Origin of the sequence: Planctellipticum variicoloris (assembly GCF_030622045.1) — a bacterium.
Lineage (GTDB): Bacteria > Planctomycetota > Planctomycetia > Planctomycetales > Planctomycetaceae > Planctellipticum > Planctellipticum variicoloris.
This window is the reverse complement of the sequence record NZ_CP130886.1, coordinates 7,255,992-7,276,092: the sequence shown is the minus strand read 5'-3', so window position 1 is coordinate 7,276,092 and position 20,101 is coordinate 7,255,992. Positions and strand designations below refer to the sequence as shown.

Genomic DNA, 20,101 nt, shown 5'->3' with positions numbered 1-20,101 from the left:
CTTGCGACCCCCCCCAGGTGATCACCGACAGCGCAGACCGGAAGCGTTCCGGTGAGACCGGTTCGCGCGGAATGCAGACTGCTGCAGACGGGAAAGTCAACAGGCAGGAAGTCGGGAGATCAGGTCATCAGACAGGAACTGCGGCCGCTCGTCTCTCACCACGCTCGGCCGCAGACATTGGGAACTCATTCAGTGGGGCCGATGGTACTCCCCCGCGGCAGGGAGTCAAACGAAAAGGGTTCGCAAAAAATTCTCAGTTCACCAACCGGCGCGGCCACCCTCCGGAACTCCGTGCGCACCCGAGAGTTTTCGCAAGTCGGCTCTCGCGGAGCAGTCCGCGCGTTCGCGCCGACCTTGTGCATAACCTGTCGATTACTCCCGTGCCGAACTTGACCGCAGCCACAGGAACAGCTCCCGACGGGCCAGTTGGACGAAATCCAGCTCCTCGTAAATCCTCACAGCAAAAGAATTTTGCTCGTCGACCGCCAGAAAAAGTGCAGAGCGACCCCGTTCGCGGGCGAGGAGGAGAGCTTCCCGGATCAGCCGCCGTCCGAGGCCCGAACCGCGAGCGTCGGGGGCCACGCCGATATAGACCAGTTCGACCGCACTCTGCTCCGGATGATCTCCCAGGAGCAGAATCGCCGCATCCCTTCCGCCGAACTTGTACAGTCTCCACCACGCGGGGATGAACTCGCCGGAGAGCCGGTGGCTGGCCAGCGCCTCTCCCCCCGTCCGCAGGCCATTGATCAGCGAGCAATCGCTGCTCCCGATGTAGGTCTTTTCCAGGGTCTGGACGAACCGGTCGCCGTTCCGTTCCGGCTCGTACTCCTCCCAGCTCAGCTCCGGATCGGCCGGCAAGTCCGGCACATCCCGCAGTCCCCGCGCCAGGAATGAAAGAGTCCCGCCGGACTGAAAACCGGCCCGGGTCAGTGCCGCGGTCTCCCACGGTTCGGCGCAGTCGGCCAGGCACTGGCCCCAGACGACCCCCTCACGCCGAAACTCGGCGATGACGCCGCGCAGGACGGCGGACTGGGCCGCGGCGCGCTCGGCGCGATCGCCGAGAGTGCTCGCCGCGGGCCAGGTGACGCCGACGCCGTCGGGCAGCATGGCGACGAGGGCTGCGGCGTCAATGCGTCCATCGCGTTCGGCGACGAGGAGCCGGCTGAGGTCGAGTGTTCCGTGCTCAGCGCCAGTTCGAGCCTCGGCCAGGACCTCCGCCCGGCGAGGTTCCTCAAGGGGCGAAAACTGCACCGCCAGCGCCGCGGCCCATTCGTCGGGGCGGGCGGGTCGGACGGTCCACGTTGCGTCCATGCCGGGCTCCGGGGACGGGCGGCCGCAACGCGACCTGCGGCGGGCTCGCCAGTCCGACCCGCAGCATACCATCGGGCCGGCCCGGAGTTTACTGAGGGACGCCGGGCGGCCAGCGATAATATCGGGCCGAAGTTTTGGAGAAATTGACGCGGGACACGCGACCGCCGCTGTTCGTGTCGGTCTGATTTCCGCCGAGCATGAAAAACTTGCCGTTCTCTTCATCACAGAAGGCGACGTGGGCGATGCTTTTCCCCCCGGTCCAGTTGAAGCCGACGATCGCCCCCCGCTTCGGACCGGTGAGCGCCGTCCCCCAGTTCTGCCAGCTTGACGCCAGGGCGTTGTCGGTCCCCGCGATTCCATTTTGCCGCAGACACCAGTTGACGAAGGCCGAGCACCATTCGACGCCCTCTTCCCCTTCGCGTTCGACATACCTGCGCTGCGCGTCGGTCTGCTGAATGTTGCTGCAGGTGCGGATATAGTCCATGATTCTGGGGTTGTGCGTTGCGCCCTTGATTTCGTGGATTCCGAGCTCGCCGCGGGCCGTGCGAATCCAACCCGGGGCGGTATCGAGCGCCTTCAGGATCATCGCGGCCGGCGCGAAATTCATGACGCCGGAGATTGCTCCCTGGAGCCACTGGGCGAATCGTTGCCGGTTGGCGAGGATCTGATTGCGGATCTCCAGCCATTGCGCGGCCAGTTCCGGTTGCAGACGGGGGTCGATCTTCCCCGCGAATCCGGACTGCAGCCGGAAGATCCCGTTTGTCAGTTCATTGACGGCCTGTCGCGCCGGTTCGGGCAGCGCGCGGTATTCCTGGTCCCAGCGACTCATGGCAAGCTCCTGATTCCGCGGCCCGGAACGGGAAGATCGTGTCACCCGTGAAGCCGCAGCGGCCTCTCCAGAACGGGTGGGTCGGTCTATTCTCGCCGCGGCCCGGCGGAAGTTGCGGAGAGAATGTGGTTTGTCATTTGTTTTTTGTGATTTGTCAGTGGCCGAGACGCTGGCCGCGGGCAAGGATCTGCTGCCGGTATTCGTGATCTTTCCGGCATTCTGCTTTCGTCGTTGCCGGAGCAGCGAATAGGGAATCGCGAATCGCCAGAGAAGTGGGCTGATCGCTGATTGCGGATCGCCGATGAAAGGCTGCCGCATGCTCTCTGCTTTCACTCGTGCAGGAGCGTCAGGCCTTTGTCGCCGATTTCGAAGGGGACGATGGAGTCGTCGCAGGCGCTGCCCCGGTGCTTGGCGACGTGGAGCGCCCGCCGCATCTTGACGCCGTCGCGGATCTTGCCCATCAGGATGATCGTGTTGGCGTTGGCCAGTTCGTCGCCGCTCTCGATCGGTCGGGAGAGGAGCTGGTCCAGGAGGACCTCGTGCGAGGTGTAGAGCATCAGGCAGGCCAGTTCGCGGTGGTCGTACATCCGGGACTGGATCTGCGGTTCCTGCTCGCGGAAGTGGACCCGGAACAGATCTCGTGCGACCCAGTCGGCGTCCTTATGCAGGATCTGGTGGTAGATGTAGTCGAAGACGTGGAACTGAAACGACTCGCTGACCTTCTCGACTGGCTCGATGCCGTCGATGACGCAGCGACGGACGCCGTGCACGAAGTTGCCATAGAAGAACGCGATCGCCTGGTCGAGTTTCTGGTTCAGCTCGACTTTCCACTCCTGCCAGTCGGTGGTGTCCATGTCCTGCCGGGTGACGCGCCGGCCGGAGCGGCGGAAGATGTGGAACAGATCGCGGCGGGTCGCCTCCCGGTCCCAGACGTGTTCCGGGCGGAAGGCCTCGTCAATCAGCCGCTCCGTCATTTCCCAGCCGCACATCCGCCGGGCGTAGTCGATGTGGTTCTGCGAATCACCGCGGGAGGTCATGTCGAAGACGATCCCGGGTTCGCCTTCCTGGCGGCGGCCGGCATCAAGAAAGTGGACGCCGAGCTGCGTTTTGCCGACGCCCGTCGCCCCCATGACCACAGTCATCGTGCCGGGGAGCAACCCGCCCCCCAGCATCCGATCCAGTTCCGCCAGTCCTGTACTGATCCGTTCTGCCATCACCTACCGCCATTCCTGCAATTTCGCGAGAGAGGCCGTGCCCCCGGCGTTGAAGCTCCAAACACCAGATCACAAATTCCAAACCAGACACGACCTGTCGGCGGCGGCCGTTCTCACAACTGACAACTGACAACTGACAACTGACAACGGGCCACGGCCCCTATTCCACCATCAACATCGGGTCGAGGTCGCCGTTCTTGTCGAACCGGCCGATGACGGTTTCGTTCCAGGAATGGTGGCCCAGCACCGTCCGGGCCTCTTTCGGCTTCTTCAGGCTGCGGTAGACCAGCCATTGACTGTCGCCGATCCGCAGCCGGAAGCCGGCGGCAGTCCCCGCGGGAGCGACCTTGCCCGCTTCCGACACGGTCAGCGTCCGCCAGACGGCTTCTTTCTTGACCAGCTCGGGGCTCCACTGAAAAACCACCGGCGCGACCAGGCCCGTTCCGGCCGCGACCTGCTCCAGCAGGAGCTGATCGTCGGCCACGGCGAACGTATGCGGCGTGCTCTGGACCCGTTCGCAGGCCAGCCCCAGCGGAAACGCCCGGACTTTCTGTCGTCCGGCCTGCAGGCGGATCTCGCGGGTTGCGGTGTCGGCCTGAGCCGTGACGCCGGCCGCGAGCGGAAACTGAGAACGGAGCGTGATCTTCTCGGCGGGCGCGCCGGCGATCGAATCCGCCAGCAGCAGGAAGTGATCCCGGCGGGAGAGGAGCACCATCCGTTCGACGCGCAGGTTGCCGGGCCCTTCCATCTGCAGTTCGAGGTAGTCGACATCGGCGTCGGAAACCCAGCAGACGCAGGACCATTCGTCGGCCAGTTCGAAGAGGGAGTCGCCGATCTGGAGCTGGAGAGGCCAGTCTCCGTGGAGCAGCGGCTGACCGAGCGCAGCGACATCCATCTGCGGGAATCGCTGGTGGTGGGTAATCGCCAGCGTGTCGGCCTGGGGGCTCCAGTCGGTTCTGAGCAACGCAAAACGGGCCCAGTCCGACTGCGTCGACGGAACGTCGGCCTCCGTCATCGCAGGCCGGGACTTCACCACCTTGCCGGCACTCGCCTTGGCGATCGCTTTCAGATAGCCCGCGGCTGGCTGGTCCGTGGAAAGGCCCAGGATTGCGGCGGCAGCGTTCAAGAGGGGGAATGCGTCGATCGCCAGACCATTCCCCATCGCCAGCCGGCCGTCCAGCCGGCAAAGGGGCGTGGCGTGCTCGATCGTTTCCCGCAGCAGGATCTGCTGGTCGCCGTTCCACAGCGAAACGTCGGCGAGTTCGCTCCACCAGGTCGCCCGGACGAGCGGCGCCAACCAGAGAGGCAGCCGCGGCAGCAGCTCGGCGTGAGGCGTTCCGTCGGAATCCGTATGGTCCGACAATTTGCGAGCCAGATACTTCTTCCCGTCGCGGAGCAAGGCCGAGCTGCCGGTCAGTCCCGGAAAGAAGGCTCCCGCCAGGAAGGGAAGCTCGCCCTGACGGACGAGCTGCATGTCCAAAGGGGCCGTTTCGTCAACGGGCGTCGACAGTGCAGCCCGGAGAGCGGTCAGGAGTCCGCGCCACAACGCGAATGCAGGTCCCGCCGGCAGACTGCCGCCACGGATTGCCCACAATTCCGCAGCCGCCAGGATGGTCAGGGGGCCGGCGGCGTCTGTCGTTGCGGCGGACTCAGCCCCCATTGTGCGCGCTGCGGCGTGGGCCTTTGCCGCATGCGATGTCAGCCGGTCGAGGAGCGGGGCGAGCCGTCGGGGCCAGTCTGCGGCGGCCTTGATCGCCCCCTTTCGAGCCTTTGCGGACGGTTTGACGGTTGGGATCGCAGCTTGCAGCAACCGACCCGGATCGACGTCATCCGGCCAGCTCGCCTGCGACCAGAGGCAGGCCCATCCGGACAGCTTGCGTCCGCCGGTCGCCGGGCCGGCGTAGTCCCGCCAGGCCTTCAAGAATGGTCCGGGTTCACCCGCGGATGCCGCGTCGCGAACGGCGCGCGGGGCTCCCTTGTCCCAGGCGAGGGACTGCAGAAATTCAGCGTCGCTGAAATCGGCGAGGTCAGGAACATTGCTGACGAGAGCCCAGGCGGGAACTGTCATCGCAGTCTTTCGGGAAGATCTCGTGTGGAACAGTGCTGCAACCCCGTCGAAACGAGGTCACGGCGTCCGGAGCGACAGCGTACCCGCCCGCACGAAGCGACGCCAATCTGCGCGATCTGCGAAAAGAGGGAGGGGGCCAATTGGCAGCGACATTGCGGCGGGCGGTACCGGAGCGAACCTTGCATTTCAGAAGCAAACTCCGACTGGGCCGGTTGTTGAATCCGGCCCGGCGCGTAGGATGGCGCATTGCGGCAGCGTGATGACGATGAACGTCTTACTTGCTGGTGGCCGTGACCCGGGGCGGGAGCCTGCCCTACGTGATGCTGGATTCGCCATGACAGACCTGCCCCGCCATTCGCCGAACCGCCTCGCCCAGGAGACGAGCCCGTACCTGCTGCAACACGCGAATAACCCGGTCGACTGGCGGGCGTGGAATGAGGCGTCGCTGGCGGAAGCGAAGCTGGCCGACAAGCCGATTTTTCTGTCGATCGGCTACAGCGCCTGTCACTGGTGCCACGTGATGGAGCACGAGAGTTTCGAGAACCCCGACATCGCGGCCCTGATGAACGACTGGTTCGTCAACATCAAGGTCGATCGCGAAGAACGGCCGGATCTCGACCAGATCTATATGGCCGCGGTCATTGCGATGACGCAGAGCGGCGGCTGGCCGATGTCGGTCTTTCTGACGCCCGACCTGAAGCCGTTCTTCGGCGGGACCTACTGGCCTCCCGAGTCGCGCTGGGGGCGGCCGGGTTTCCGGCAGATTCTCTCCGCCGTTCACGAGGCCTGGCAGAACCGGCGCGAGGCGCTGCTCGAACAGGCCGAACAACTGACGGAGGCGGTCGTGGCCGCCGGCCGGCCGCAGCATCCCGCCGGCGCTCTCTCCGAGGAGACGTTGCGGAACGCACTGAAGGTCCTGGTGCGGTCGGTCGACCGGGAGAACGGGGGGTTCGGCTCCGCCCCGAAGTTTCCCCACCCGATGGACCTGCGGCTGCTGCTCCGCCTGTGGCGGCGATTCGGCAGCGAGGACGCTCTCGCGGCGACGACGCTCACGCTCGACAAGATGGCCCGCGGGGGAATTTATGACCATCTCGGCGGCGGATTTGCGCGGTACTCGACCGACGAGCGCTGGCTGGCGCCCCACTTCGAGAAGATGCTCTACGACAATGCGCTGCTGGTCCCGGTCTATCTGGAGGCGCATCAGATCACCGGGCGGGCGGACTTTGCGGCCGTCGCGCGCGAGACGCTGGACTACGTGCTGCGGGAGATGACCCGCCCCGAAGGTGGGTTCTACAGTACGCAGGACGCAGACAGCGAAGGGGAGGAAGGAAAATTCTTCGTCTGGTCCCAGGGGGAGATTGAAGAGGCGCTCGACGAACACGAGGTCGCGGCGTTCTGCGCGTGCTACGACGTGACGCCCCAGGGAAACTGGGAGCACAAGACGATTCTCAACCGGCCGGAGTCCCCCGAGCGCCAGGCGGCCCGGCTTGGACTGTCGCCAAGCGTGCTGGAGGCGCTGCTGGCCGGGTGTCGGGCCAAGTTGTTTGCGCTGCGGGCCGAGCGGATCGCCCCCGGACGGGACGAAAAGATCCTGGCAAGCTGGAACGGGCTGATGATCGCGGCCTGCGCGCGGGTGGGGGCGGCGTTCGACGAGCCACGATACATCGAAGCGGCCCGGGCCGCGGGCGACTTTGTGCTGTCGACGCTGGTCGCGGAGGATGGTCGGCTGTGGCACGGTTACAAGGACGGGCGGGCGCGATTCAACGGGTATCTCGACGACTACGCGGCGGTCATCGACGGACTGGCCGAGTTGTATCAGGCGACGTTCGATGCGCGTTATCTGGAGGGGGCGCTCGCGCTTGCGGAGCGGATGGAGGCGCAGTTCGCCGATGCTGCGGACGGGGGCTACTTCTACACGTCCGCCGATCACGAAACTCTGATCGCACGCAGCAAAGATGTCCACGACAACGCGACCCCGTCGGGCAACAGCCTGGCGGCGACGGCGCTGGTCAAACTCGCCCTGCTGACCGGCCGGTCCGACCTGGAACAGCGTGCGGTCGGTACGCTGGAGATGCTGGCGGGCGAGCTGGCCCGCGTGCCGATGGCGGGGGCTCAGGCGCTGATGGCGTTCGACATGCTGCTCGGGCCGGCCCATGAGATCGTTTTGATGGAAGGTGCGGATCCGGCCGAGTGCGAGCGGGTGCTGGTCGAGCTGCGGCGGCGGTCTCTGCCGAACTTGCTCGTCATCCGGCAGGCCGCCGGTGCGGCCGTTCCTGCGGTGCTCGAGCCGCTGCTGGCAGGGAAGACGGCGATCGATGGTCGGACGACCGCGTACGTCTGCCGGCGCGGGGCGTGTCAGTCGCCGCTGGTGGGTGCGGAGGCGATTCTGGCGGGGTGGGGCCGGTTGACGCTTTGAGGATCAATCACCGGAGACATCAACTGGGCTCCGCCGGAAGACGCTTCGTAATCTGTCCGGTGACCTCAATGCACACTGGAACTCCGTTGACCGAGGATGGGGGCGAGACCGACTCCGCCAGCGGTTCGGCCAGGTTCACCTTCAGGCCGTACTGGTCGCCAATGCGGGTGATCCCGACGGCCGCCGATCCGGCGAGACGGTTGAAGATCTTCAACGTTTCCGCCTTAGCGTCGCGAGCTTTTTCCAGGGATTGGTCGAGATCGGCTGGCATGGGGCGGGGCCGCGGCGGAGTCGAGGGAAGACCGACAGACGACGGTAACTTCACGGACATCAGTTACTGAATCGACTCCCCCCCTACCGCGAAGTTGGACCCGGCTTTTTCTCGAACACCGGGATCAATTCGATCTCCACCGGAGTGCCGATCGGCGGAATCCGCTCGGTCCAGGCTTCGTAGTCGAGGCCGTCGTTGGACGCCGAACTGCTGACGGCCAGGTCCAGCGTGGCGGTTGAGAAATTGGCGACGCAGATCAAGTCGCCCGACTCGGCGTTGTAGTACTTCTTGCCGGTCTTCTCGTCGACGGAGAAGCCGCTGCCCGCAAAGACCCACCGGGCGTTGAGCGGCCGGAGCTGCGTGCGATCGAAGATCGACTGCACGGCTTTGCGGTAGGCCGCATTCTGCGTCGGTTTGAGCCACTGATCGCGCTGCTCGGCGGTCATTGGACCGTACCAGAAGAGCTCTTTGTTCTTCTCGTCGTAGCGCAAATCGGTCCGTTCGCCGATCGCCGTATCGGACGGAAGCTGCTCCAGCTTTTCGACAAAGTACTTCCGCGTCGCGTTGCGGATCCACTTCTGCGCCGGCTCGCGGTGCGACTTGCCATCCTTGTCGGTCCAGGAGAGGTAAATCTCAATCGGCTGACCGGTCGCGGGTTTGTACTCGGGCATGAACTGAACCGGGCGTCCGCTTTCGGCGCCGAGGGCCAGCAGCCCCGCATGGACGACCTGGGCTCTCGTGTCGACCCGCAGGATCGCCTCGTGCTCCTTGGTCTGCTTCAGGCAGGCCAGCATTTCCAGCAGCCCTTCGCGCAGGCAGACTTCGCTCTTCAGGATCAGCCGTTTCCGCTCGGCGTCGAGCAGGACCGTGCCTTCTTTGTTCAGCGAGGTCAATGTTCCGCGCGGGGTTGTCGGCGAGCCGGCCGGCGGGGTTTCGGCAACCGCTGACACACTGGTCGCCAGGAGGAGCAGGAGAGCGGCGGCAAACGCAGGCATACTCATGGCGTGAGATCTTGTGCAAGGGACCGGCCGGCAGACGCTTGCGGCCAGTATACCGCGATCCAGCCGTTGTCACTCCCGGAATCCAGTCCGCCCAGCTCCGCCGAGGAAAGCCGAGCGCCACGATCGCCGCGGCGGGAACCGTCTCAGTACGACAGCGGCGGAACGAGATAGGCCGGATTGACCAGAATCACCGGCGGGCAACAGCGGCAGACATCACCCAACGGCGCTGCGGTCGCTGGACGCGTCTGCTTGCGGTCGGTCGCTTCCTGAGCGGCGGCGACCGTCGAGGCAGTTTCCCGGGACGGTGCAGGCCGCCGGGGGGCCGGTTCCGGGAGCGGAAGTCGGCCGACGGTCGTCGTAACTGGCTGACGGGCGTCCTGGAGCCGGGGCTGGATCGACGACTGGATTCGCGTCGCGGCGGGCACGGCGGCAGCGGCCATGGCCTGCAGCGAAACGAGCCCTTCGCCAGGCTGCCGACCGGTCAGCCGCAGCACCGTCCGATGCGATCCCCCGGCGGGGAGGTCGCCGATCCGATACTCCAGCTCACGGCCATACCTATGGTCGAATGCCGACGAGACGTCGGCGTAGACCGCGACGTTGCGGGCGTCGGCGTCACCTTCATTGCGGACTTCGATCTCGACTTCCAGCGTGTCGTCCACGCGGACGCTGGAGGTTAACTTCCGGGCCGAGATCGCCAGCAGGGGCTGTCCCTGAGGCTGCGGCGAGCCGACTTCGGTCTCGGCCGCCACGAGAGCTTCGGCGATGATCGTGACTTCGTGCCGGTAGCGGCCCGGCTCGCGCGGAACCCAGCGGACGGAAAGCTGGCGTTCGCTGCCGCTGTTCAATCCGACGATTTCCCGCCGGAGGGCGCCATCGGCGACCTCCGCCAGCGGTCGGGCGTCGACGACGGTCTCCAGCAGATCCAGGGGCTCAATGATCTGCAACCGGGGCAGGCTGTCCGAGCCTCGATTCGCAATCTTCAGATACGACTCCTGGACTAGATGGGCCAGGCCGCGAATCGGACCGAGCAGCGCCAGGTCGAGTCCAACTTCGACCGACGATGGGATTGAGTGATCCAGCACCTGGTCGGCCGGTCCGGTCGCGCTGCGATCGATGGACCGCGCTGGCGGCGGGGGGAGATCGCGACGGTCCGCATAGGCGACCGGAATCACCGGACCGGCGTCAAACGAACCGCTCGAACGGGACCAGCCGCCGACCGCTTCGCGCAGGCGAACCTGCCTCAGCAGCTCGGGAAAGGCGCTGCGGGCCGTGACGGTGACTGGCGGATTATCGGGAATCGGCGCCGCGGCGGCCGCGACGCGTTCGAAGCGAACATCCCATTCGAACTCAGCGGTTTCTCGATCCGTTTCGCGGCGCGGGGGAAGCTCCGGCCAGTCCGACGCGATGGGCTGAGGCTCGGCGGCGGGCCTGGTTTCCGACGGGAGCGCTTCGGGAAATACGAAATCGTCGGACCGGCCTCGCGCGTAGTAAGGGCCATCGCCTGGATCGAGCTGAACGGCATAAAGTAGCTGCGGGCCCGGTTGCGAAAACCGATCTCGCGTCTCCAGCGAGGGACGATTCTGAACTTCAACGCGGGCCCAGTATTCGCGGGCCTCTTTGACCGAGCGCCCCCCGCCAACGGTGCCGAGCCAGCGAAATTTGTCGGCGGTGAGGGCGAAGAACATCAGCGTCGTCAGGCCGATGCCGACGAAGCCGGTCGTCGTCACGAAAAACCACTCGGGCGAGTGATTGACCGAACGGCGGAAAATGTTCAGGTGGACTGCGAGCTGTTCACATTTCTCGCTCAGCAACTCGCCGAACTCGCGCACTGGCAGCGCTGCGTCGCGGGCGAGCCGGCGCATCGAGAGTCGGACCAGGTGTAAGAAGCGGGAACGCACGCCTGAGCCTTCCGTGGCCGTCCTGGTTCAAACTGAAATCAACGCCCCGTCGAGTGCCAGAGGCCCTGCCGGAGCGCGATCGGAGGAGAAAGTCGACGACCAGCCTCTTCCAATAGCAGATTCCCGTCAGCTCGAAAAGCGGAAACCGGGCGTTCAGACCTGAAAACGGGGGAGCGGCTCTCGAATCACCGAGTTCCGACGAGGGGGGTTCCCGCTGGAACATTCGCCTTCTGGTACTCCTCCAGCGCAACCATCGTGGCACTGGGGGACATCAATCCGAGACGGGCGATGGCGGCGGCGAGCTGCTGGGGATTCTCCTGCTGCAGCGCCAGGAGATGGACGACATGCTCGCGATCCAGCGCGCCCGTCTGAACCGCGAGCTGCCCGAACCGCTCGCCGACCGTCGACTGCATTTCGAGAATCGCAGCCACCTGCGACTCGGTCAGGTAGCCGGCGCGAACCGCAAGATCGCCCATCCGGCAATGATCGGTGTGGCATTGAACCAGAGCGCGGGAAATCTGCGGAACGTCGAGGTACTTCTCCGCGACGAGCCACCGGCTGAAGCGATGCTGATTCACCAGCGCAAACATTTCGCGGTCGGCCGCGGTGACGAGCGAGCGGATCGTCACGCGATTCCGACCGTCCGACTTGGATCGGTAGAGGCATTCGTCGGCGGCGGAAACGAGGCTGGACGGCGTCCCCGTCTCGTTGCGGGCGGGGATCGTGATGGCGGCGCCGACGCTGACGGTCACGGGAATTTCCGTCGAGCCGAAAAGGAATGATTCCTGTTCGACGCGTTCGCGGAGGCGCTCGGCGAGTTTCTCCAGGCCCTTCTCCGTCGGCTGGTTGGCCAGCACGACGAACTCTTCCCCGCCGTAGCGGGAAATGACGTCGGCGCCGCGGATGGTGCCCGCCAGTACGCGGGCAATCTGTTGCAGCACGACGTCGCCGAACGGGTGCCCGTAGGTGTCGTTGATCACCTTGAATCGGTCGACGTCGATCAGAATCACGCCGACCGGGCTGGCCGACCGGCGGGCGCGGACGACTTCGCGTTCGAGGGTCTCGTCGAAGAATTTGCGGTTGTAGACCTTGGTGAGGCCGTCGTGCATGGCCTGCTGAGCGAGTTCGCGGTTGAGATCTTCGAGCTGCTGGCGCTCCCGTTCCATCACCTGCTGCCGCACGGTGGCCTGAGTATTGGCGACATGTTCGCGCAGAGTCAGGTTGACCAGTTGTTCGTTCGCTTGGACCATCAGATCGGCGGTGCTGGGAATGTGGCTGAGATCCACGTTGAAGAGTTCGGCGGCGGCGACCAGGCGCTCGCCGACCGCATCGAGATACCGCGTCAGGCTGGCGTCATCGAGCTGGAAAAATTCGTGCGTCAGAGCCTTCAACTGCTCCAGGGCGCGGCCTTTGGAGGAGTTGCAGAAGTAGTCTCCCACGCAGGCGGCGACGGCCGCCCCGGCGGCGAGATTGCATTCGGCGTCGCCGTGCCGCGCAACGATCTCCGGCGCGGAGGCGTGATGAGTCTCGACGGCGCGAATCAGGCTGTCGGGCAATTTCCAGTTGGTCATGAGCTGGACGCCCACCTCAACGTGGTCGATTCCGAGATGTTCGCGTTCGGTGTCGACGAGAGATTTGCCGTTCGACTCGAACGCCTCCAGCGGAACCCGGTATTCCCGGGGCACGACCTTGAGCATGGCCAGTCGACCGAGATCGAGCAGGAGCCCGATGAGAAAGTACTCGCTGGCGAGTCCGTGGCCGACCAGCCGGCAGAGACTTTCGGCGGCCGAGGCCTGGACGACCGACTGCTGCCAGTATTTGTTGTAGTGCGCGGCCATCGGACCGGCGGCCATCGATTCATCGGTGAGCGAGAAGCTGAGCGAGAGCGAGGTGGTCACGGTCGTTCCGAGCAGCGGAACGGCCCGGTCGATCGAGCGGACTTCGGAGCGAAAACCAAAGAAGGTCGAATTGGCCGCTTTGACCAGCTTCGCCGAGATGGCGGGGTCGGACTTGACCAGATCGATGACGTCGCGAATCTCGGTTTCCGGATCTTTCGCCAGGTCCAGCAGACCGATGGCGACGGCGGGAAGCGTCGGCAACTGCGACGAGGCCCAGATATGGCGGGGGTCGAGCATGATCGTCTCGCGGAAGCAATGCGCGCCTGAACGGCGGATCGGGGTGGATGAAAGTTTCGCCGCTTCGGTGGCGGCCGTTCGCCCGCCGGGCGGAAAGGCGCTCTGAACTGGGATGGCTGCAGCAGGAGGTCTAGAGCTTCGCGCCGACCCAGCGTTCGAGCTTTTCCTTCAGCCCGTCCGGAGTGAACGGCTTGACCAGATAGTCGGAAACGCCCGACTGGATCGCGAGCACGACGCGCGCCCGTTCGGCTTCCGTCGTAATCATGATGACGGGAATCTCGCGGTTGCGCTGGCGGATCTCTTTCAGCAGCGTCAGCCCGTCCATGTTCGGCATGTTCCAGTCCGTCAGGACGACATCGAACGTGCCGGCCTCGAACATGATGAGCGCCTGAACGCCATCTTCGGCCTCGACGACATCTTCCACTCCGAGCTTGCTGAGGCACCGCTTCTGAATGGTGCGCATCGTGCCCGAATCATCGACCAGCAGGACTTTCATGGATCATGACCCTCTCGCACACTGACGGGCAGTTTCGCCTGCGTGCGAGGAGTCATTTCCTGCAGCCCGCAAGTCGACGGTTCCCGGGAACGGGATGAACTACAGACCGTTGAATCCGACTTCAATCACCAGCGCGCCGATTTCGGAATCGAACATGATCACGATCGGCTGGACCTCGGAGGGAAAGTGGACCACGTGGCCCTTTCCCGAAAGCACGTTGGGCAGGCTGATCGACAACTGATGCGCGGCAAGCTGGGCTTTGGCCGCTCCGGCAATCATGTTGGTCAGCTCGCCGACGGCGTCGCAGACTTCGCGATTGATTTCCGTGGCCTCGATTCCGACCATCCGTTCGAGCACGCTGCAGGCCGCCTCCGTCGACAAGCTGACGACAATGGTGCCTGTCGCGCGCCCCGAGACGCCGATGACGGCGCTGACTTCGTGATAGGGCGCCCCTTCCTGCTTTAAATACAGCCCCGTTCGCGTCGGCGTGCAGCCGAGCATCATTTCAAACACGCTGCGCGTGGCCGAAATCACGGGATTGATGTATTCGGCGGTGAGCGCCGATCCTGCGCCGGTCGCTTGAGCAGTGGTCATCGTGAATGACTCCAGGAGTCGCTTCTGCAGGTGGCGTGTTGCAGGGCGCGGGCCAACGGGCAAGTCCTCGGCGCATTCACCGAGTCCCTGAAACATAGGTCAAGAAGCAAAACGTGCTGTCTTCTGGCAACATTTTTTCATCGCCACGTTGAACCCGAGGAACAGTCGCGGCGCCCCGAGCAATCCTGGCGCGGGCGCCTCACGCGACGTCGCGACAGATCGAGGTCTCTACAAGTTGTTGCAGCACAACATGATCGGGCCATCGGCTCGACTTTTTACGAAGCCGCGTTCCGCAGGAATCAGGTCCGCGTCGCCTCGCACAACCGGAACGGCTGTCGTTGACGAAACGACGCGATTCAGACCGGTTCGGTCAGGTCGTGCAGATAAGTCGCCAGGGCCGCTTGCGTCTCGAGCAGGTGCCGCCAGGCGACGGAATCGAGTTCGATGGCCGTCGTCCCCTCGGGACGACGGACCTCGACCGCGAGCTGGAGGACAATCCCCAGCCGGCTATGAAGATTGCCGAGCAGGTCGGTGAGCTGGACGTACTGGAGACCCCGCAGATTCTCCGGAAGCTCCGGCAGATGGCGGGGAAACAACGGCATCAGCGGCAGGTCCTGCACCAGCGGGGCGAACTCCACGTCAAAATCGTCGGAAACGCCCGAATCCTGCCCCGGAAGCAACGTCGAATCGGCAGGTCCCGATCGCACGAGGGGCTCGGGCGACGCGCCGATCAGCAGCAGGCAGCGTCCGACGAGAACGAGGTCCCCGGTCTGCAGCACGTGCATGTGTACAACATGACCGTTCACGCGGGTCCCGTTGGTGCTGCCGAGGTCGGTGAGAATGATCTTGCCGCCGTCGTCCTGAACTTTGGCATGGCAGCGGCTGACCCGGTCGTCGTTGAGCTGGACTTCGTTGTCGTCTTCACGGCCGATCGTGAAGGGGGTGAGGAGGTCGGAAAAGATCCGTCCACGCTCCATGCCGTCGAGCACCTGCAACGCAATCCGGGCCATCGAAGATCCGTCTGTGTGGAGTTTCAGCCCGTCGGCGGCGCGACCGGCATTCGATCCCGTACAGGGGAACTTGTACCACTCGCGATTTCTCAGCGTCAACCAGCCGCCTTTTCTCGCGAGGAAGTCGAGTCCGACGACAGCGTCCGACTTGCAGGGCTTCAATCCGGCATTCGGCGACGTGTCGACGTTCCCTGACCGGGGAGCGGCGGGTACTCTGTCTGCTCGCCCGAGTTCGGTCTTTTCGACGACGAGTATCGCGCCGCATGACTCCCGTAAACATCGCCGCCAGCTTGCAGAAACACGCCCGGCTGCGACCGGATCAGCCGGCGCTGTATGTCCCCAGCGGGAAACAGACCGACGTCGACCTGCTCACCTATAAGACCTGGACCTTCGGCGAGCTGGCCGGCGAAGTCCGCGAACTGGCTGCCGGACTGGTTCAGTGCGGCATCGGCCGGGGCGTCCGGACCGTCTTGATGGTCCCCCCGTCGCCGGAGTTCTTCCAGCTCACTTTTGCCCTGCTGCATGTCGGGGCCGTGCCGGTTCTCGTCGATCCTGGCATGGGAGTGCGGAATCTTGGAAAGTGTCTGGCGGAGGCCGAACCGGAAGCATTTGTCGGAATTTCAAAGGCCCATGTCGCCCGGCTGCTCCTGGGCTGGTCAAAGGGATCGCTGAAAACGCTGGTCACGGTCGGCCGGAAATTCGGCTGGGGCGGCCGCACGCTGGCCGATGTCTACCGCGCCGGACGTGGTGCAGATGCCGACCGCTATCACGAGACGGCCCTGACAACCGCCGAGGATCCGGCGGCAATTCTGTTCACCAGCGGCAGCACGGGAGTGCCGAAGGGAGCGGTCTATTCCCATCGCACCTTCGTCACGCAGGTCGAATTGCTGAGAACGGCTTTCGGCATCGAGCCGGGCGAAGTCGACCTCTGTACGTTTCCGCTGTTTGCCCTGTTTGCGCCGGCCCTGGGCATGACCGCCATCATTCCGCGGATGGACGCCACCCGGCCGGCGCGCGTCGACTGGCGCGAAGTCGACGGTCCCGTGCGGCGGTTCGGCGTGACCAATCTGTTCGGCTCGCCCGCGCTGCTGAACCGGGTCTCGCGGGACATCGTTGCCGCCGGACTCGCCCGGCCCGCAGCACCGCGGCTGCCGACGCTGAAGCGCGTCCTTTCGGCGGGCGCCCCGGTTTCGCCGACAGTCCTGGAACGGTTTCGCGGGCTGCTCGGCCCGGACGCCAGGATCTTTACGCCTTACGGAGCGACCGAGTCACTGCCCGTCGCCGTGATCGGCAGCGACGAAGTCCTGAGCGAAACGCGTTTCCAGACTGCCGTCGGTGCGGGAACATGCGTCGGACGTCCGGTGTCGGGAATTGACGTCCGGATCATCCGGATCAGCGACGATCCAATTTCCGCATGGGACGAGGCTCTTGTGCTGCCTCCCGGGCAGATCGGAGAGATCGCCGTTCGCGGTCCGATGGTCACGCGGGAGTATTTCCGTCGCCCCGATCTGACGGCGCTGGCCAAGATTTCCGATGCCGAAACCGACGGCGTGTGGCATCGTATGGGAGACGTCGGCTATTTCGATCCGCAGGGGCGACTCTGGTTCTGCGGTCGCAAGTCGCACCGCGTCGTCCTCGACGAGGAAACGCTGTTTACCGATCCGGTCGAAGGCATTTTCAACGAGCATCCCGGCGTGTTCCGCACGGCTCTGGTCGGGGTTCGGCGCGGCGGCCGGATGGAGCCGGTTGTCTGCGTCGAATGCGAACGGACCGCTCCGCGCTCCTCCGCCGAGGGACTGCTCCGCGAACTGCGGGAGCGTGGGGCCGGCTTTGAGGCGACCCGCCGGATCCGGACCTTTCTGATCCACAAGGCATTTCCCGTGGACATCCGCCACAATTCCAAGATCTTCCGCGAGAAACTCGCGGTCTGGGCGGCGAAGACGCTGGGCGGAACCCCGTCCTGATCCCAATTCCGGAGGCGACCATGAACGAGCAAACCGACAGCGAAGCCCCGGCGACGCAGGCAGCGCGCGGGGGCTGGGCGGCGGACTTTGTCACGCGGCCGAGCGCCCCGCCTCTCTACCAGACGACGGCGTTCGACCTGGAAGATCTGGGCCAGCTCGACGATGTGGTGAGCGGCAAGTCGCAGGGTTACATCTACACCCGCGATGGCAATCCCAACCGGGAAGCATTCGCCTCGGACGTGGCCCGACTGGAAGGGGCCGAAGCCGGCGTCGCCTGCTCCTCGGGAATGGGAGCGCTCACGGCGACACTGATGGCGCTGCTGAAATCGGGCGACCATCTCGTCGCCGCCCGCGTCCTCTATGGCAGGACCGGGCAGTTGCTCAATCACCTGCAGAACTCGTTCGGCGTGCGGGTCACCTTCGTCGACGCCAACCAGCCGGACGAGTTCGCCGCCGCGGTGACGCCGGGGACGAAACTGGCGATCGTCGAAAGCGTTTCCAATCCGCTGCTGGAGGTCGCCGACCTGCCGGCGATTGCGGCGGCCGTGGGGGGCGTCCCGCTGCTGGTCGACAGCACGTTCGCGACCCCCTGCCTGCTGCGCCCGATCGACCACGGCGCCACGCTGGTCTGGCACAGCGCGTCGAAGTATCTCAATGGTCACGGCGACGTGATGCTCGGAGTGATCGTCGGGCCGAGCGCCAGCATCCGGCGGATCAAGGGGCTCAGCAGCCTTTATGGCGTCAACAGCAATCCGTACGAGTGCTGGATGGCCTCCCGCGGGCTGCGGACGCTGCCGCTCCGGATCGAACGAGTTTCGGCCTCGGCGCAGATACTGGCGGAGTTTCTTGCATCGCAGCCGCAGGTCGGCCGGGTGTATTATCCCGGCCTGCCGGCACATCCCACCCGGCGGCAGGCCGAGCGACTGCTGACGCGCGGTTGCGGCGGGATGCTGTCGTTTGAGCTGAATGGAGGCCGGCCGGCCGTTGACGCGTTCTTCCGCGAACTGGCCGAGACGATTCCGTTCTCACCCACGCTGGCGGATGCCCGGACGACGTTGTCCTATCCTGCCGGGACGTCGCATAAGTTCATGACGGCCGCCGAGCGGGCTGCGTGCGGCATCAGAGATGGGCTGGTCCGGCTGTCGGTTGGTCTGGAAGACGCGGGAGACCTGCAGCGGGAGCTGAGCGCGGGGTTGGCCTGTTTGTAAGCTTGCGAGCCGCCCGATGGGGTTTCATTTGCCGGCGCAGGGCGGCAAATGTGAGACACGGTTCAAGACTGGGTCGTCGCGGACTCCGACGCCAGCCACCCGGCGCGGCGAATCCTCCCTTTTACTTCGTCTCTGCAGGTTTCTCTTCCGCCGGGGATTGTTCTCCGGTGAGCTGCAGCTTGCCGGGTGCGGCGGGATGCAGCGTCGGCTCCTGGAAGGCGACGGAGACCGGCAGTGGCTGGTAGGGCTGATTGGGGCGAACCGGCACCGAGTGGCGGATTTCGTCGCGGACCGAACCGCTCTGCCAGGGGCCGACGCCCATCACGAACCAGTTGTTGTCTTCGGACTGGGACGATGAAACGCCCCCCTGCCCCAGCACCGCCATGTTCTTGGGGTCGTAGGCCACGAGACCGATCTTAGCCATCGCCGACTGGCGGGTCCGGTTGACGAGTCGGACTTCCGGAATGGTCAGCATGCCGGGGAGTACGATCTCAGGAGTACCGAGAAACGAGTCGGCCATATCGGTGCCGATGACGCCGCTGCGCAGTTCCATCACGACGTCGGCATCCTCGATTTTGTTGACGACGACGGCGCCGTTGGCCATCGCCCGATGCCGGATGGAACCGACGAGGTAGCCCTTGTCGACGCACTCCAGATACTTGTCGTCGACAAAGACGCGGGAGCCCTGAAACGGGGTGAAATCGACTTTCGAGAGCGACTGATCGATGGCATTCGAAACCAGCAATTGCTCGCGAGCCGTTCGCGCGGTGTTGGATTGTTTTGTGCTGGAACAGCCGAGCGTGAAGGCGGCGAGGCCGACCAGGCACAGGCCGAAGCGAAGGGCGCTGGACATACGATGACACTCCTGGGCGCGCGGAGCGCCGTCGGTGACGCGCGACCACAGAGCCTGGCCCGGGGCGTGGCGGTCCGCGTCGAAGGAATTCGAAATGAAGATAGACAGGGAGAGCGGGGTTGTAGCTGACGCAGCGACTGGAAGGCAAGATCGGACCGGACGCCCGGATTTCGAGGAGTACCGCAATACCGCCGGACTGACGAACTGGACTCCGCGAGATTTCGAAGTAGCGTTCGAGCATGGGTGTCCGGACTGACGCCGCGGTTGATGCATGCCTGACTTCGGGAACCGACTGTGACCATCCTCCGCCAACCGCAACTGTCGACGGTCGCCGCCGCGTCCTGCTGGCTGCTGTTTGTCGCGGCGTGCTGTCTGCCGGCGTTCCGGCTGGAGGGACGACCTGAACCGGAGCCGGCGATCGGGCTGCTCCTCATCGGCTGGCTGGGGCTGTTCCAGTTGTTGGACGGTCAGATCGACGCGCTGGGCTGGCTGGCCAATCCATTCTTCCTGATGAGCACGCTGCTGACGCTGGCGCGGTCATACCGTCCGGCGCTCGCATCTGCAGCGGTGGCCGTCGCCTTCGCGCTGACCAGCTTTCTGATCCGCGAGATGATGGTCAATGAAGCCGGCCATACTCGCCCGGTCGTCGGTTACGGAGCCGGCTTCTGGCTGTGGCAGGCTGCGATCGGGCTTTGCCTGTTGGCCCCCGCAGTTCTACTGGCAATGCAGCACTACCGGGCCGCCGAGAAACCAACGTTGCTCGAATTCGACGCCGAACTGCCGCTGAGATCATAAAATACATGTAAGGGGCTGGACCGATTGAAACTTGCGCA

16 protein-coding genes are annotated in these 20,101 nt (G+C 64.9%); 4 read left to right on the top strand and 12 right to left on the bottom strand.

Going from position 1 to position 20,101, the window contains the following annotated elements; all coding sequences use genetic code 11:
- Nucleotides 1-372: 372 nt before the first annotated feature.
- From SH412_RS28505 to SH412_RS28490, 4 genes are all read right to left on the bottom strand, one after another.
- On the bottom strand, nucleotides 373-1,311 hold the full coding sequence (locus tag SH412_RS28505; protein ID WP_336521442.1) for a GNAT family N-acetyltransferase: 939 nt from the start codon (nucleotides 1,309-1,311) through the stop codon (nucleotides 373-375).
- A gap of 88 nt (nucleotides 1,312-1,399) precedes the next feature.
- On the bottom strand, nucleotides 1,400-2,458 hold the full coding sequence (locus SH412_RS28500) for a TIGR02594 family protein (RefSeq protein ID WP_336521441.1): 1,059 nt from the start codon (nucleotides 2,456-2,458) through the stop codon (nucleotides 1,400-1,402).
- An 11-nt stretch (nucleotides 2,459-2,469) separates the two neighbouring features.
- A complete protein-coding gene (locus SH412_RS28495; protein WP_336521440.1) occupies nucleotides 2,470-3,354 on the bottom strand; it encodes an RAD55 family ATPase in 885 nt (294 codons plus the stop codon).
- 160 nt (nucleotides 3,355-3,514) lie between these two features.
- Nucleotides 3,515-5,422: a hypothetical protein gene (locus SH412_RS28490; RefSeq protein WP_336521439.1), complete on the bottom strand. Its 1,908-nt coding sequence runs from the start codon at nucleotides 5,420-5,422 to the stop codon at nucleotides 3,515-3,517.
- 334 nt (nucleotides 5,423-5,756) lie between these two features.
- Here SH412_RS28490 and SH412_RS28485 point away from each other — a divergent pair, with 334 nt between their 5' ends.
- On the top strand, nucleotides 5,757-7,838 hold the full coding sequence (locus SH412_RS28485; protein ID WP_336521438.1) for a thioredoxin domain-containing protein: 2,082 nt from the start codon (nucleotides 5,757-5,759) through the stop codon (nucleotides 7,836-7,838).
- A gap of 19 nt (nucleotides 7,839-7,857) precedes the next feature.
- Here the strand turns inward: SH412_RS28485 and SH412_RS28480 are convergent, their stop codons facing one another.
- The 7 genes from SH412_RS28480 to SH412_RS28450 all read right to left on the bottom strand — a co-directional run bounded on the left by SH412_RS28480 (nucleotide 7,858) and on the right by SH412_RS28450 (nucleotide 15,243).
- On the bottom strand, nucleotides 7,858-8,109 hold the full coding sequence (locus tag SH412_RS28480; RefSeq protein WP_336521437.1) for a hypothetical protein: 252 nt from the start codon (nucleotides 8,107-8,109) through the stop codon (nucleotides 7,858-7,860).
- 83 nt (nucleotides 8,110-8,192) lie between these two features.
- Complete coding sequence (locus SH412_RS28475) at nucleotides 8,193-9,110, bottom strand: YdjY domain-containing protein (protein WP_336521436.1); 918 nt, start codon at nucleotides 9,108-9,110, stop codon at nucleotides 8,193-8,195.
- A 143-nt stretch (nucleotides 9,111-9,253) separates the two neighbouring features.
- Complete coding sequence (locus SH412_RS28470) at nucleotides 9,254-11,008, bottom strand: COG1361 family protein (RefSeq protein WP_336521435.1); 1,755 nt, start codon at nucleotides 11,006-11,008, stop codon at nucleotides 9,254-9,256.
- Between the two features lie 185 nt (nucleotides 11,009-11,193).
- Entirely contained in the window at nucleotides 11,194-13,143 is a 1,950-nt protein-coding gene (locus SH412_RS28465) for a sensor domain-containing diguanylate cyclase (protein ID WP_336521434.1), read from the bottom strand.
- A 130-nt stretch (nucleotides 13,144-13,273) separates the two neighbouring features.
- A complete protein-coding gene (locus SH412_RS28460) occupies nucleotides 13,274-13,639 on the bottom strand; it encodes a response regulator (RefSeq protein WP_336521433.1) in 366 nt (121 codons plus the stop codon).
- Nucleotides 13,640-13,738: 99 nt separating this feature from the next.
- The gene (locus SH412_RS28455) at nucleotides 13,739-14,233 is read right to left on the bottom strand and encodes a chemotaxis protein CheX (RefSeq protein WP_336521432.1); all 495 of its coding nucleotides are present in this window, start codon (nucleotides 14,231-14,233) and stop codon (nucleotides 13,739-13,741) included.
- Between the two features lie 356 nt (nucleotides 14,234-14,589).
- The gene (locus SH412_RS28450; RefSeq protein WP_336521431.1) at nucleotides 14,590-15,243 is read right to left on the bottom strand and encodes an FHA domain-containing protein; all 654 of its coding nucleotides are present in this window, start codon (nucleotides 15,241-15,243) and stop codon (nucleotides 14,590-14,592) included.
- A 263-nt stretch (nucleotides 15,244-15,506) separates the two neighbouring features.
- On the opposite strand from SH412_RS28450, the gene SH412_RS28445 reads away from it, so the two are divergent.
- Together SH412_RS28445 and SH412_RS28440 are read left to right on the top strand one after the other, a co-directional pair.
- Nucleotides 15,507-17,207 carry a fatty acid CoA ligase family protein gene (locus SH412_RS28445; protein WP_336521430.1) on the top strand — a complete coding sequence of 567 codons (1,701 nt, stop codon included), beginning with the start codon at nucleotides 15,507-15,509 and terminating at the stop codon, nucleotides 17,205-17,207.
- Nucleotides 17,208-17,227: 20 nt separating this feature from the next.
- Nucleotides 17,228-18,415, top strand: coding sequence for a trans-sulfuration enzyme family protein (locus SH412_RS28440; RefSeq protein WP_336521429.1), 1,188 nt, complete (start codon nucleotides 17,228-17,230; stop codon nucleotides 18,413-18,415).
- 121 nt (nucleotides 18,416-18,536) lie between these two features.
- Here the strand turns inward: SH412_RS28440 and SH412_RS28435 are convergent, their stop codons facing one another.
- Nucleotides 18,537-19,268 carry a DUF6655 family protein gene (locus tag SH412_RS28435; RefSeq protein WP_336521428.1) on the bottom strand — a complete coding sequence of 244 codons (732 nt, stop codon included), beginning with the start codon at nucleotides 19,266-19,268 and terminating at the stop codon, nucleotides 18,537-18,539.
- Nucleotides 19,269-19,562: 294 nt separating this feature from the next.
- Between SH412_RS28435 and SH412_RS28430 the strand changes: the two genes are divergently transcribed.
- Nucleotides 19,563-20,063, top strand: a complete 501-nt coding sequence (locus tag SH412_RS28430; protein WP_336521427.1) for a hypothetical protein — start codon at nucleotides 19,563-19,565, stop codon at nucleotides 20,061-20,063.
- The last annotated feature ends 38 nt before the right edge of the window (nucleotides 20,064-20,101 follow it).